General features: G+C 34.2%; 14 protein-coding genes. All 14 read left to right on the forward strand.

Features of this window, described 5'->3' with window-relative positions; translation table 11 throughout:
• Window positions 1-59 precede the first annotated feature (59 nt).
• The 14 genes from dapF to pknB all read left to right on the forward strand — a co-directional run bounded on the left by dapF (window position 60) and on the right by pknB (window position 14,078).
• Entirely contained in the window at window positions 60-887 is an 828-nt protein-coding gene (dapF, locus tag BUB48_RS10725) for a diaminopimelate epimerase (RefSeq protein WP_073026239.1), read from the forward strand.
• A gap of 129 nt (window positions 888-1,016) precedes the next feature.
• Complete coding sequence (locus BUB48_RS10730; RefSeq protein ID WP_073026240.1) at window positions 1,017-1,892, forward strand: YicC/YloC family endoribonuclease; 876 nt, start codon at window positions 1,017-1,019, stop codon at window positions 1,890-1,892.
• An 18-nt stretch (window positions 1,893-1,910) separates the two neighbouring features.
• Window positions 1,911-2,186: an extracellular matrix/biofilm regulator RemA gene (gene remA / locus BUB48_RS10735; RefSeq protein ID WP_073026241.1), complete on the forward strand. Its 276-nt coding sequence runs from the start codon at window positions 1,911-1,913 to the stop codon at window positions 2,184-2,186.
• Between the two features lie 22 nt (window positions 2,187-2,208).
• Window positions 2,209-2,829, forward strand: a complete 621-nt coding sequence (gene gmk / locus BUB48_RS10740) for a guanylate kinase (RefSeq protein WP_073026242.1) — start codon at window positions 2,209-2,211, stop codon at window positions 2,827-2,829.
• Window positions 2,829-3,059: a DNA-directed RNA polymerase subunit omega gene (rpoZ, locus tag BUB48_RS10745; protein WP_073026335.1), complete on the forward strand. Its 231-nt coding sequence runs from the start codon at window positions 2,829-2,831 to the stop codon at window positions 3,057-3,059. The genes gmk and rpoZ overlap by 1 nt, the downstream gene beginning before the upstream one ends.
• Window positions 3,046-4,242 carry a bifunctional phosphopantothenoylcysteine decarboxylase/phosphopantothenate--cysteine ligase CoaBC gene (gene coaBC, locus BUB48_RS10750; RefSeq protein ID WP_073026243.1) on the forward strand — a complete coding sequence of 399 codons (1,197 nt, stop codon included), beginning with the start codon at window positions 3,046-3,048 and terminating at the stop codon, window positions 4,240-4,242. Before rpoZ ends, coaBC begins: the two co-directional genes overlap by 14 nt.
• Window positions 4,243-4,304: 62 nt before the next feature.
• On the forward strand, window positions 4,305-6,746 hold the full coding sequence (gene priA, locus BUB48_RS10755) for a primosomal protein N' (protein ID WP_175548410.1): 2,442 nt from the start codon (window positions 4,305-4,307) through the stop codon (window positions 6,744-6,746).
• A gap of 31 nt (window positions 6,747-6,777) precedes the next feature.
• Window positions 6,778-7,239 (forward strand): peptide deformylase, encoded by a 462-nt coding sequence (def, locus tag BUB48_RS10760; RefSeq protein ID WP_073026244.1) that lies wholly within the window; start codon window positions 6,778-6,780, stop codon window positions 7,237-7,239.
• Between the two features lies 1 nt (window position 7,240).
• Window positions 7,241-8,173 carry a methionyl-tRNA formyltransferase gene (gene fmt / locus BUB48_RS10765; protein WP_073026245.1) on the forward strand — a complete coding sequence of 311 codons (933 nt, stop codon included), beginning with the start codon at window positions 7,241-7,243 and terminating at the stop codon, window positions 8,171-8,173.
• 12 nt (window positions 8,174-8,185) lie between these two features.
• Window positions 8,186-8,878 (forward strand): zinc metallopeptidase, encoded by a 693-nt coding sequence (locus tag BUB48_RS10770; protein WP_073026246.1) that lies wholly within the window; start codon window positions 8,186-8,188, stop codon window positions 8,876-8,878.
• 38 nt (window positions 8,879-8,916) lie between these two features.
• Window positions 8,917-10,263 carry a 16S rRNA (cytosine(967)-C(5))-methyltransferase RsmB gene (rsmB, locus tag BUB48_RS10775; protein ID WP_073026247.1) on the forward strand — a complete coding sequence of 449 codons (1,347 nt, stop codon included), beginning with the start codon at window positions 8,917-8,919 and terminating at the stop codon, window positions 10,261-10,263.
• 9 nt (window positions 10,264-10,272) lie between these two features.
• Complete coding sequence (rlmN, locus tag BUB48_RS10780; protein WP_073026248.1) at window positions 10,273-11,319, forward strand: 23S rRNA (adenine(2503)-C(2))-methyltransferase RlmN; 1,047 nt, start codon at window positions 10,273-10,275, stop codon at window positions 11,317-11,319.
• A gap of 106 nt (window positions 11,320-11,425) precedes the next feature.
• Window positions 11,426-12,196, forward strand: coding sequence for a Stp1/IreP family PP2C-type Ser/Thr phosphatase (locus tag BUB48_RS10785; protein WP_073026249.1), 771 nt, complete (start codon window positions 11,426-11,428; stop codon window positions 12,194-12,196).
• Window positions 12,186-14,078, forward strand: a complete 1,893-nt coding sequence (pknB, locus tag BUB48_RS10790) for a Stk1 family PASTA domain-containing Ser/Thr kinase (RefSeq protein ID WP_073026250.1) — start codon at window positions 12,186-12,188, stop codon at window positions 14,076-14,078. Before BUB48_RS10785 ends, pknB begins: the two co-directional genes overlap by 11 nt.
• Window positions 14,079-14,080 lie beyond the last annotated feature (2 nt).

Below are 14,080 nucleotides of genomic sequence, written 5' to 3' on the forward strand. Positions count from 1 at the left end.
TTATATAAATTCTGTATGCTATAATACACAATAAGAGCTTGACAGGAGGAAAAGGTAGTATGATTTTTTATAAATATCATGGTCTTGGCAATGATTTTATTATTTTTGACAACAGGGATAATAAAATACATTTAAGTGCAGACGATGTTAGAAACATTTGCCATAGAAACTTCGGGATAGGAGCAGATGGTATTCTTTTAGTAGAAAATAGTGAAGAACAAGATATAAAGATGTTCATATACAATTCTGACGGAAGCCAGGCTGAAATGTGTGGTAATGCAATAAGATGCTTTGCTAAATATGTTTACGAGAAGGGGATTGTGAGAAAAAACATAATTAACATAGAAACTCTGGCTGGGGTAATTGTTTCTGAGATTGAAGTAAAAAATGGAGTTGTTACAAGTATTAGAGTTAATATGGGAAAACTAATACTTGACCCAAAAGCTATACCATGTAGTATTGAATGTGAAATGGTGAAAAATTCTAAAATAGAAATTGATAATCTAGAATATTACATAACAGCCATGCTAATGGGTGTACCCCATACGGTAATATTTAAAGACCAATTGGTTGATGAAGATATAATAAGAGAAGGGAAGCTAATAGAGAACAGCTCATTTTTCCCCAAAAAAACTAATGTTAACTTTGTAAAAATATTGAGTAGAAACGAGATAATTTTAAGAACCTGGGAAAGAGGAGCAGGTTATACTCTTGCTTGTGGCACGGGATCTTGTGCCAGTGTTGCTGCAGGTATAATAAATGGCCTTCTTGACAATAGGGTATTGGTACATTTAAGAGGAGGCGATCTCATTATACAATGGGATGGGAAAAGTTGCATATTTATGGAAGGTGGAGCTACGGAAGTTTTTCAAGGCAACATAAATTAGAGTTTTATGATGAAATCTTTGGCATCTTCTATTGTTTTTTTTAACAAAATTATATAAAATTATAGAGAACTGAAGAAAACAAAAGAAAATTAAAGATATCACAAATACTTATCCGAAAGGAATGATATAATGGCTAAGAGCATGACGGGTTTTGGCAGAGGTGAATATAGCGAAGATAATTATAGTTTCACTGTGGATGTAAGATCGGTTAATCATAGATATAGTGATTTTTCCATTAGGTTGCCTAAATCGTTGTTGGCTTTGGAGGATAAAGTTAGAGAGTTTGCGTCTTCTCAAATAAACAGAGGAAAAGTTGATATTTATATTAAGTATGATTCTTTTGGACAGGATGTTGATATAAAAATTGATACAAATCTGACAAAGTCTTATATTAACTGTCTGAAAACTATAAAAGATGAGTTTAATATAAATGAAGATATAAGTCTTACTTTATTGACCAGATTTTCAGATATTTTTAAGGTTGATAAAATTGAGAAAGAGGAAGAAGAGATTTGGAACATTTTAAGAGTAGCTTTGGAGAAAGCCTTTAACGCTTTAAACAATATGAAGGAAAGAGAAGGGCAAAGATTAGATGAAGACATAAAGTTAAAGTTAAAGGATATAAGAGAAATTGTTGACAACATAGAGGCCAAGGCGGATAATCTGGCTGGCGAATATTTGTATAAACTTCGGGAAAGAATTATGGAATTAACTCAAAACATAGCTTTAGATGAGAACAGATTGATGACCGAGATTGCAATAATAGCTGATAAGAGCAGCATTGATGAAGAAATAGTAAGGCTTAGAAGCCATATTGTCGAATTTGAGAAAACACTGGAATCGCAATCTGCAATAGGAAGAAAGCTGGACTTTATAGTGCAGGAAATGAACAGAGAAGCGAATACAATAGGCTCAAAAGCTACAGATATAGATATAATTAATAATGTAGTTAATTTAAAAACACAAATAGAAAAAATCAGGGAGCAAATTCAAAATATAGAATGATCATTAGGAGGATTTGTAATGAGTATTAAACTTATCAATATTGGATTTGGCAACATTGTATCAGCAAATAGGTTAGTAGCAATTGTTAGTCCTGAATCAGCACCAATAAAAAGAATAATTCAGGAAGCCAGAGATAGAGGGATGTTGATAGATGCTACCTATGGAAGGAGAACGAGAGCAGTTATCATAACAGATAGCGATCATATAATATTATCGGCTGTACAGCCGGAAACAGTAGCGCACAGGTTAGTTGGCAAGGTGGATGAAGTAGAAGAGGAAGAAGTTCAAGAATAAGTATAATAATAAGGTGAGGATAATGATAGATAAAAAAGGCTTGCTTATTGTGATATCAGGACCTTCAGCGGTAGGTAAAGGGACAATATGCAAGGAATTGATTAAGAGAAATATAGAAAATTTAGAGATTTCTATTTCAGCCACTACGAGAAAACCAAGATACAATGAAGTCAATGGGGTAAATTATCATTTCATCAGTAAAGAAACTTTTGAGTCAATGGTACAGCAAGGAGAATTTTTAGAGTATGCACAGGTTTATGATAACTACTACGGAACACCTAAGAAATATGTAATTGATAGATTAAGTGAAGGAAAAGATGTCATATTGGAGATAGACATCCAAGGTGCTAAACAAGTAAGGGAGAATTATAAAGAGGGTATTTTTATTTTTATTATGCCTCCCTCATATAAAGAATTGAAAAACAGAATTATGAAAAGAGGAACTGAGGCACAGAAAGATATTGAGAAAAGAATGAAATGTGCCTATGAAGAAATCAAACAGGCAGAATATTACAATTATATAGTTGTAAATGATGATTTGTACAGTGCTGTAGAAAAAATATATTGTATAATTACAGCAGAAAAGTGCAAATTAAATAGATATCATATTGATTTGTCAGAGTTCAAGGAGGAATTATTATGATGATAGATCCGACAGTAAGCAAAATGCTCGAAAAGATAGATAGCAAATATACGCTTGTTGTTGCAGTAGCCAAAAGAGCCAGACAGTTGGTTGATGGCCAGCCAAGCTTGGTAGAAACCAATTCAACCAAACCCGTAACAGTTGCTATGTATGAAATAGCTGAAGGGAAACTGGAGTGTGTCAGTGGAAAGAGCAACAAGCAAACAGGTGAAATAAATGTTAAAGAATAAAAACATATTATTAGGTGTTACGGGGGGAATAGCTGCTTATAAGTCTTGTGACTTAGTAAGTCGTCTGGTGAAGGCGGAAGCCAATGTGGATGTCATTATGACGAAGAATGCTGTTAATTTTATTAACCCCCTTACATTTCAGGCTTTATCATCAAATCAGGTTATTGTTGACATGTTTAAGGAGCCTAAATATTGGGAGATACAGCATGTATCTCTTGCCAAAAAGGCTGATTTGGTTATTATTGCTCCTGCTACTGCTAACATAATTGGGAAAATAGCCAATGGGATAGCTGATGATATGTTGACAACTACGATTATGGCTACAAAGGCTCCTGTTGTTTTTGCACCTGCTATGAACTGCAACATGTATGCAAATAACATAGTACAATCAAATATAGAGAAATTGAAAGAGTTAGGATATAAGTTTATAGAACCAGGAGAGGGCAGGCTGGCATGTGGAGATATTGGTAAAGGCAAGATGGCTGAGCCTGAGGACATAGTAGATTATATAAACAGGCTACTTGATAAAAAAAGAGATTTTGAAGGTAAAACAGTAATTGTTACTGCAGGTCCTACGAGAGAAGCCATTGATCCGGTTAGATTCATATCAAACCATTCTACCGGTAAAATGGGCTATGCCGTTGCTGAAAAGGCTGCTGAAAGAGGGGCTAAGGTCTATCTTATATCAGGTCCTACAGCATTGAAGGCTCCTGATGGAGTAATTATGATTCCTGTCAGCTCAGCAAAGGATATGCAAAGCAAAATAATGGAACATTTTGATGAGGCACAGATAATAATTAAAAGTGCTGCCGTTGCAGATTATGCACCTGCAACGGTTCATGACCATAAAATAAAAAAGAGCGGGGAAAGCCTTACAATTGAGCTTGTGAAGAATCCGGATATATTATATGAACTCGGAAAAATAAAAGGCGACAAGGTGTTAGTTGGATTTGCAATGGAGACACAGAATCTTATTGAAAATGCCAAGGAGAAAGTAACAAAAAAGAATCTTGATTTTATTGTAGCAAATGATTTATTTACTGAAGGAGCGGGTTTTGCTTCTGATACCAATGTGGTCAAGATAATCCATAAAAACGGAGTTGTAGAAGAACTGCCTAAGATGACAAAGCTTCAATTGGCAGATGAAATATTAGATAGAATAATTGAAATAAAGCGTACCTAGTGCGCTTTATTTTGCTCATGAGTCAAATTTAAACCATTGGATGTCGAAGGGAAGTGAGGTATTTGAAAAGTTTAAGAATTGCTCAAGTCATAGTTGATAATAAATGTAAAGAGACAGATAGGATATATAGCTATCTGGTACCAGATGATTTGGAAATAGATGTAGGACACAGAGTAATAGTGCCCTTCGGCATATCAAATAAAAAAGTGGAAGGTTATGTGGTGGGAATAAAAGATAGCATAGATTTTGATATGAGCAAACTAAAATCCATAATAAGCTTGACTAGCAATGAAAAATTTTTATCTACAAGAATGATAGAGTTGATTGCTTGGATTCGTGAAAAATATTTATGTTATTACATTGAAGCCATCCATAGTGTTCTTCCTGCGAATATACGAATCAAAAATACCTATGTTTATGAGCTGAGCAATTACAATAACTCAATGGAGCTGTTGAAAGAAGGATGTCCTGAAGTGCTTCTAGAGATTGTAGAGTTCATAGAGGATAATGGAGGTAGTGCCCTTAAGGAAGAATTGCGTGATAACTTTAATGATAATCAGTTGGACAATGCACTAAGGAAACTTGTAAAGCTTAATATATTAAAGAAAAAGCAATTTATAAAAAAGCAGGAAAGTATAAAATATGAAAAATTTGTTTATCCGAGCAATATAGAAAGTATACAAATATCCTCTGCTGCAAAAAAGCAAAGTGTGTTAATGGATGTGGTATTAAACAATCCGGGAATAAGTCTTTCAATGTTGAAAAAGGAATATGATATTAGTCAAGATACGATCAACAGTTTGCTAAAGAAAGGTTACATAAGAGTAGAAGAAAGGGAGGCCTATAGACTAAAACAAGAAGAAGTATCTCCCGAAAGTAAAAAAATATTGACGGATGAACAGCAAAGGGCTATAAGGGAAATAAATAGTCATTTTTCTGCAGGTAAATATGTTCTTCTCCATGGAGTTACAGGAAGCGGAAAGACAGAAATTTATCTTCAGTTGATTGAAGAAGAGTTGCGAAAGGGAAAAGAAGGAATCGTGCTTGTTCCCGAAATATCTTTGACACCTCAGATGATTAGGCGTTTTATAAGCAGATTTGGCAATACAGTTGCAGTATTGCATAGTGGTCTCTCCAATGGTGAAAAATATGATGAATGGAGAAGAATAGCCGAAGGAAAGGCAAAGGTAGCTATTGGTGCAAGGTCTGCCATATTTGCACCTTTTAAAAACTTGGGAATAATAATAATAGATGAAGAGCATGAAAGTACCTATAAATCAGAGACCAGACCTAAATATGATACAAGAGAAGTAGCGATGAAGAGATGTGAAATTGAAGGATCAAACTTATTGCTAGGTTCTGCCACCCCTTCTATAGAAAGTTATTATAAAGCTGTAAACCATCTTGATAATATGAGATTGGTTTCAATTAATAACAGGGTTAACAATAGAAGCTTGCCTGATATAGAAATTGTAGATATGAGAGAAGAGTTGAAGGCAGGAAATAAGAGTATTTTCAGCAATAGACTTTTTCAGGAGATCAATAATGCATTATTAAATAATGATCAACTGATACTATTTCTTAACAGAAGAGGTTATTCTACATTTGTTTCCTGCAGGAGTTGTGGTTATGTTGCTAAATGTCCTAATTGCAATATATCATTGACTTACCATGCTAAAGGTAATTTCTTATCATGTCATTATTGTGGTTATTCCAGAGTAAACCCTACGGAATGTCCAAGTTGTAAAAGTAAGTATATAAAATACTTTGGTATAGGAACACAAAGAGTGGAACAGGAATTTATAAAAACTTTTAGACGATCTGACATATTGAGGATGGATGCAGATACCACAACTAAGAAAAATTCATATAAGATAATATTGGAAAAGTTCAGAAACAAGGAGGCTAATGTACTTATTGGTACTCAAATGATCGGAAAAGGTCATGATTTTCCGGATGTAACATTGGTAGGCATAATAACCTCTGATACTTACTTGAATTTGCCGGATTTCAGATCCGCTGAAAGGACTTTTCAGATGGTGACTCAATCTTCCGGTAGAGCAGGAAGAGGAGATAAGGCTGGAAAAGTTATCGTACAGACTTATTCTCCAGACCATTACAGTTTATTGCATGCAAAAAAACATGATTATGTGGGATTCTATGAGGATGAAATTAAATTAAGAAAGGAGATGAATTACCCTCCATTTTCTCATCTATGTCATGTTATCATAAGTGGATATAAGGAAGATAAGGTTATAAAGGCTGCCAAAGATATAGGTTGCTTAATAAAGGATTTAACTTGTGATAGAAATGATATAGAAATATGGGGGCCTTCTCCAGCACCGTTATCGAAGATAAACAACAGGCATAGATGGCAATTGGTATTAAAGGCAGATGAAGAAGGTAAATTATTGGAGATAATGAAAAACTTCTATAATTTAAATTTACTAAATTTTAATGAAATAGGTATAAGTATGGATATCAATCCATTAAATATGCTATAGTAATGTTAAGGTATATGATAGGAGGAATATGATGGCTATTAGAGCTATAAGAAAGGATTCAGATGAAATATTAAGAAAAGTTTCAAAGAAGGTAGAAAAAATTGATGATAGAATCTTAACATTGTTGGATGATATGGCGGAGACCATGAGAGCTGCAGACGGAGTGGGATTGGCTGCTCCTCAGGTAGGAATTCTGAGAAGGGTTGTTGTAATAGATATTGGAGAAGGTTTAATTGAGTTGATAAACCCTGTTATTGTTTATGAAAGCGGTGAACAGCAGAGAGAAGAAGGGTGTTTGAGCATCCCTGGAAAATCCGGAATAGTGAAAAGGCCTAAGAAAGTAATAGTTAGAGCTCTCAACAGAAAGGGAGAAACCTTCGAAATAACAGGGGAAGATTTATTAGCTGTTGCTTTGTGTCATGAAATAGACCATTTAAATGGAATACTATTTATAGATAAAGCTATAAGTATTAATGAACAAGGAAGAGATTAATATGAGGATAGTGTTTATGGGTACGCCAGATTTTGCAGTACCTTGTTTAAGAGCACTGCAAAATAATGGTCATGAAGTATGTGGAGTAGTAGTTCAACCTGACAGGCCAAAAGGAAGAGGAAATAAGTTGGTTTATCCTCCTGTGAAGACTGCGGCATTGGAAATGGGTCTTCAGGTTTATCAGCCTGAGAAAATAAAGACGCCTGATTTTGTAGAAACGCTTAGGGAACTAAAACCAGATGCTATAGTTGTGGTGGCCTTTGGGCAGATATTGTCCAAGGAGATATTGGACATACCTTCTTTGGGATGTATAAATGTTCATGCGTCATTGCTTCCTAAGTTGAGGGGAGCTGCACCTATTAATTGGAGCATCATAAATGGAGATAAAGTGACAGGTGTAACAACAATGTATATGGATGTTGGGTTAGATACCGGTGATATGATTTTAAAAAGGGAAATAGGCATAGATGATGATATGAATGCTCAAGAACTTCACGACAAACTTTCCATAATGGGTGCAGAAGTGTTGATTGAAACGCTGGAAAATATAAGTAATGGTAATATAATAAGAGTAAAGCAGAACAACGACGAAGCAACTTATGCTCCCATGTTGAAAAAGGACACGGGAAAAATTGATTGGTCTTGGAGTTCAAAACGAATTAAAAATTTAATTAGAGGCACATATCCATGGCCTGGGGCTTTTTCTTATTACAATGGAAAAATGTTCAAGATCTTTAAGGCAGATATTATAGATGAAGAAAATGAGAATAAAGAATATGGGATAATTACTGAGGTCAATAAAGATAACATAGTTATCAGCTGTGGAAAAGGATTTTTATGTATTAGAGAGATCCAGTTTGAAAATCAAAAGAGAATGGATGTTGGGGCTTATTTAAGAGGCCATTCTATAGAAAAGAATACCATTTTAGGTTGAGGAGGGGTAATCATGTACTATGGATATGGATACGATCCGACATACATCTTGCTTATACCAGGTATGATCTTTGCATTTTATGCTCAGACAAAAATAACTTCTACATTCAATAAATTTTTGAGAGTGAGAAACAGTTACGGATATACTGGTTACGAAGTAGCCAGAAGGATTTTAGATGCAAATGGACTTAACAGTGTTAGGATAGAGATGGTGGGAGGCCAGTTGACGGATCATTATGATCCGCGAAGCAAAGTACTTCGCTTATCTCGTGATGTTTATAATGGAACTTCACTGGCTTCTGCAGGAGTTGCTGCTCATGAATGTGGCCATGCCATTCAACATAGTGAAGATTATACACCTTTAACCATAAGAAATACAATAGCTCCAATTGCTTCATTTGGTTCACAAGCAGCTTGGTTTTTAATATTTATTGGTTTAGTATTGAATATGATGCAATTGTTTACATTAGGGATTTATTTCTTTAGCGCCGTAGTATTATTTCAAATTATTACACTTCCAGTTGAATATAATGCCAGCAGAAGAGCAATAATTGCATTAGAAGATTATGGTTTGGTTGCAAGAGACGAAGTTTATGGTGCAAAAAAAGTTTTATCAGCAGCTGCTCTTACATATGTGGCAGCCACTGTAACTGCAATATTGCAGTTGCTTAGACTTTTATTAATCAGAGGAAGAAGACAAGACTGATAGCTTTGCTATCAGTTTTTTAACGAGGAGTAGAATATATGGATAAAAACTGGGCAAGAGAAGAAGCTTATTTGATTCTTAATAATATTATTACGAAGGATGCCTATTCCAATATTGAGATAAGGAAAAGGCTGAATAATTCGAACCTGGAAAAGCTAGATAAAGCTTTAGTTACTGAAATAGTTAACGGAACTCTCAGAAACTTGATATATATAGATTGGATTATAAAGAAGTTTTCAAATATAAAACTAGAAAAAATGGATTCAAGTATAAAAAATATTTTAAGATGTGGAATATATCAGATTATGTTTCTTGATAAGATTCCTGATTCAGCTGTCTGCAACGAAAGTGTTGAACTGGCCAAAAAATATAGCAGCTTTGGCTCCTCTAAGTTTGTCAATGGATTGCTTAGAAGTGTTGTAAGAAGCAAAGAAAAAATTGGATATCCTGATAAAAGTGATTTGAGTCAATTCTTGTCTGTAAGATATTCTCATCCTAAATGGTTGGTAGAAATCTGGTTAAGGGATTATGGAGTAGAATTTGCAGAGGAGCTTATGATAGGAAATAACCAAGTGCCGCCTTTTATTATAAGATTAAACAGATTGAAGACAACAAAAGAAGAACTGTTGCAACATCTTAAAGCATCAGGTATTACATACAGGGAAGGATTATATAACGAAGAGGCTATAAATATTAGAGGTACATCTTCTATTGAGAATCTTGAAATATTTAAAAAAGGTTATTTTTCTGTTCAAGATGAGAGTTCCATGCTTGTGGGCAAGATTATGAATCCTAAGCCAGGTTGGAGGATAATTGATGTATGCAGTGCACCTGGAGGGAAAGCAGCTCATATGGCAGAATTAATGAATAATGAAGGATTTATTGTTTGTAGGGACATACATGAACATAAACTGGAACTAATAAATAAAAATAGCAATAGGCTAGGTATCAATATTATTGAAACCCAATTGTTTGATGCTAAAGATATTGATGAAAGTTACTTATGTAAGGCAGACGGTGTATTGGTAGATGCACCTTGCAGCGGACTTGGCCTGTTAAGGCGAAAAACGGATATAAGGTGGAAGAAAAAGCCTGCTGATTTACATGAATTGCCTAAGTTACAGTATAGAATATTGGAAAATGCTTCAAAATATCTGAAAAAGGGAGGAGTGCTATTATATAGCACATGCACTCTAAATAAAAAAGAAAACATGGATATTGTGAGGAATTTTTTGGCTAGTAATAGTGATTTTTATCTGGACAACATAAAAAGCTTGATTCCCCAGAATCTGTATGCTCCCAATGCGGAAGAAGGATTCTTGGAGCTATATCCCAATGTTCATAATACTGACGGCTTTTTTATTGCCAGAATTAAGAAAAGATGATGGAGTGGGATGATGGAAAAGAAAAATATTAAGGATTTAACCATGGAAGAATTGGAAGAAATAGTTGTTCAAAATGGATTTCCAAAGTTTAGAGCAACTCAAATTTTTAAATGGATATACAAAGATGTGGAAAGCTTTGAAAATATGAAAAATCTGCCTAAGAAAATTATTGAGTTTTTAAAGGAGAATTACTATATTGGCAGATCATTATTGATTGAAAAGCAACAATCAAAGGATGGGACTATAAAATTGCTGCTAGGCTTGCATGATAAAAGTGCTGTCGAATGTGTTTTGATGAAATACAAGCATGGTTATTCCATATGTATATCAAGTCAAGTAGGCTGTAGGATGAATTGCAGTTTCTGTGCTTCAACGGAAGGCGGTTTGGTTAGATCTCTAAGCTCCGGTGAAATAATTGAAGAAGTAATGGCCACTGAGAGAGAAAATGGAGTAAAGATATCCAATATCGTAGTAATGGGTATAGGAGAACCTTTTGATAATTATGATGAATTGATGAAATTTCTTAGAATCATAAATCATAAGGAAGGCATGAATATAGGAATGAGACATATTACAATATCTACATCAGGTATAGTACCCAAGATTTATAGCTTTACAGATGAAAATCTACAGTGTAATTTGGCAATATCATTACACAGTGCTATTGATGAAGTAAGAAGCAGTCTGATGCCAATAAACAGAAAATATAACATTGAAGAATTGATGAAAGCATGTGATTATTATATTAACAAAACTAATAGAAGGATTACTTTTGAATACGCTTTAATCAGAGATATAAACGACAGAAAGGATGACGCGAAAGCTCTAGTAAAATTATTAAAAGGTAAACTTTGCCACGTCAATCTAATTCCTATAAATCCAGTAGAAGGTAAAGTATATGAGAGGTCAGAACATTGCAGCATTGAAGAGTTTAAGAAAATAATTGAAGAAAGCGGTATTCAAGTAACTTTGAGAAGAGAGTTGGGCTCTGATATTCAAGGTGCATGTGGACAATTAAGAAAAAATCATTTTATTGAAGAAAATGATAAAATTTAGTGATATAATCTATAGAATAAAGGAGTTTTTATTAATATGTCGAAATAAAAATTTTTAAGTATGTTTATGCCTAAAACCTATTTAGGTTAGAAATAGAGGTGTTTAAATGAGGTCGTATGGAGTTTCTCATATTGGATTAGTGAGAAAGGTTAATGAGGATTTTTTCTATTGCCAAGAAAACTATGAATATGGTAAACCTTATTTATGTATAGTAGCAGATGGAATGGGTGGACATAATGCAGGGGAAATAGCAAGCAAAATGGCTGTATCTGAAGTAAGAAACTTTATGGAAAAAGCTTTGCAAGATTGTAGCCATTATAAAACAGAAGACTATAAAAATCTGGTAAGAGATGCGTTTTTATATGCTAATGAATCTGTATATAACCTTTCAAAAGAGAATATTGCGTGTTCAGGCATGGGCACGACTCTAACATTAGCTTTGATTATTGGTAACAGTTTGATTATAGGACATGTGGGAGACAGCAGAATGTATTTAATAAAGAATGATAAGATATCAAAGGTAACGGAAGATCACTCATATGTTGCTGAATTAATAAAGAATGGGACCATTAAGCCTGAGGAAGCAAGTCACCATCCCCAAAAGAATTTAATAACAAGAGCATTAGGAACATCAAGGGATTTAGAAGTAGATATTAAGGATATTACTGTAAGTAATGGAGACTTTATTTTAATATGCACAGATGGTCTGTCTAACATGCTTTCTGATGATGAAATATTGGAAACTATAATAAGTGTAAAGGAGTATAAGACAGTTTGCAACGAACTTATAAAAAGAGCAAATATCAACGGAGGCCTCGACAATATAACAGTAGTGGTAATTGAAGTGGAGTTAGGGGGTGACAATATTGATAGGTAAAGTGCTCGGGGGAAGATATGAAATACTGGAGAAAATTGGCGGCGGAGGCATGGCACTTGTATATAAAGCCAAATGTCGTTTGCTTAATAGATATGTAGCAGTTAAGATACTTAGATCTGAGTTTACAGGAGATGAAGAGTTTATAAAAAAGTTCAAAAGAGAGTCACAAGCTGCAGCAAGCTTGTCTCATCCTAACATTGTCAGCATTTATGATGTTGGAATGGAAGATGATATATATTACATAGTTATGGAATATATAAAAGGCCAAACATTAAAAGAGCTGATTAAGTCAAAAGGAGCTTTAGGGATTGAATATGCTACTAACATTTCTTTGCAAATAGCTTCAGCTTTGGAGCATGCACATACAAATCATATTGTTCACAGAGATATTAAATCTCATAATATTATGATTAGAGAAGATGGTACTGTAAAAGTTACAGATTTTGGTATTGCCAGAGCTGTTTCATCATCAACCATTACGAATACAGGAAATATTATCGGATCTGTACACTATTTTTCTCCGGAGCAAGCTCGAGGAGGATATACTGATGAAAAGTCGGATATTTATTCTCTAGGTGTAGTAATGTATGAGCTGGTAACAGGAAGGATTCCTTTTGAAGGAGAAACTCCTATATCCGTTGCTTTGAAGCATATACAGGAAGAACCTGAAAGGCCAAGGTCAATAAATAGCAAAATTCCCAAAAGCTTAGAAGATATAATAATGAAGGCTATGGAAAAAGATGTTAGTCAAAGGTATAACAGCGTTTCTGAAATAATCGATGATCTAAAGCAATCCCTGATAATGCCTAATGGAGATTTTGTAAAAAAGAATAAGGTCTTGGATGAGAACACAAAGGTAATCGAACCGATAAAATATATAGATGTTAAGGAAAAATTAGAGGCAGAAAAGAAGAAAAAAGAGAAACCAAAAAAATCCACTACCAATAAAAAAATTACTATAATTGCTATATTGTCGGGATTGTTTTTAGCCATATTGATCTTTGGAGGGTATATGTTTATTAACAATCTTTTCAATGTTAAGGTTGTAAAAGTACCTAATATAATTGGTAAAAGCGAAGAAGATGCTCGAAGAGAGTTAGAAGCTTTGGGACTTGTGATGGATGTTGCTGAAGAAAGAGTATTTAACAAAGATGTGCCTGAAGGTTATATTGTTATGCAGGATCCCAAACCTGATACTCAAAATAAGGTTACAAATCCAGTTAGGGTTATTGTAAGTAAAGGTCCAAAAAAGGTGGAGGTTCCTTCTATTGTAGGTAAGAATTATGATGAAGTTGATATAATATTAGAAAGCGTTGGACTTGAGGAAGGGGAGGTCTCACAGGAATACAGTCAATATCCCAGTGGTGTTGTAATAAGACAAAGTATTGCAGCAGGATTAAGCGTTGATGAAGGTACTAAAGTTGATTATGTAATCAGTGGAGGACCGGAAAAGTTCTTTATGACTGATTTTACTGGAACGGATATTGAAGAAGTAAAAAAACAGCTTATAGTTCTAGATTTAATTTTAGGTAATATAACTGAAGACTATAATGATACTGTTCCTAAGGGGAAAGTAATAAATCAAACTCCTAAGCCAGGCACTGAAGTCAGCAAAAAAAGTGTAGTTGATTTTGTTATAAGCAAAGGACCAAAAGAAGAACCTGCGAAAAAGACATATCTAAATGTAGATTTGCCTAAAAACCTGGACAGCATGAAAGTCACTATATTCAAGATAGAAGGTGACAAGAGTTCCTTGATTTATGAGAATACTCATACACCTGCAGATAGTCCTTTGAAGATAGAAGTAAACGGTACCGGTGAAGTATTGTTTGAAGTATATATAAATAACAGTTTCCATGATAGCACAGTTTATAAATTTTAGCG

This window comes from Lutispora thermophila DSM 19022 (assembly GCF_900142105.1).
Classification (GTDB): Bacteria; Bacillota; Clostridia; order Lutisporales; family Lutisporaceae; genus Lutispora; species Lutispora thermophila.

Excerpts from the sequence above, each read along its gene's own strand:
- dapF (WP_073026239.1), top strand. The coding sequence starts at position 60 with ATGATTTTTTATAAATATCATGGTCTTGGCAATGATTTTATTATTTTT.
- BUB48_RS10730 (WP_073026240.1), top strand. The coding sequence starts at position 1,017 with ATGGCTAAGAGCATGACGGGTTTTGGCAGAGGTGAATATAGCGAAGAT.
- remA (WP_073026241.1), top strand. The coding sequence starts at position 1,911 with ATGAGTATTAAACTTATCAATATTGGATTTGGCAACATTGTATCAGCA.
- gmk (WP_073026242.1), top strand. The coding sequence starts at position 2,209 with ATGATAGATAAAAAAGGCTTGCTTATTGTGATATCAGGACCTTCAGCG.
- rpoZ (WP_073026335.1), top strand. The coding sequence starts at position 2,829 with ATGATAGATCCGACAGTAAGCAAAATGCTCGAAAAGATAGATAGCAAA.
- coaBC (WP_073026243.1), top strand. The coding sequence starts at position 3,046 with ATGTTAAAGAATAAAAACATATTATTAGGTGTTACGGGGGGAATAGCT.
- def (WP_073026244.1), top strand. The coding sequence starts at position 6,778 with ATGGCTATTAGAGCTATAAGAAAGGATTCAGATGAAATATTAAGAAAA.
- fmt (WP_073026245.1), top strand. The coding sequence starts at position 7,241 with ATGAGGATAGTGTTTATGGGTACGCCAGATTTTGCAGTACCTTGTTTA.
- BUB48_RS10770 (WP_073026246.1), top strand. The coding sequence starts at position 8,186 with ATGTACTATGGATATGGATACGATCCGACATACATCTTGCTTATACCA.
- rsmB (WP_073026247.1), top strand. The coding sequence starts at position 8,917 with ATGGATAAAAACTGGGCAAGAGAAGAAGCTTATTTGATTCTTAATAAT.
- rlmN (WP_073026248.1), top strand. The coding sequence starts at position 10,273 with ATGATGGAAAAGAAAAATATTAAGGATTTAACCATGGAAGAATTGGAA.
- BUB48_RS10785 (WP_073026249.1), top strand. The coding sequence starts at position 11,426 with ATGAGGTCGTATGGAGTTTCTCATATTGGATTAGTGAGAAAGGTTAAT.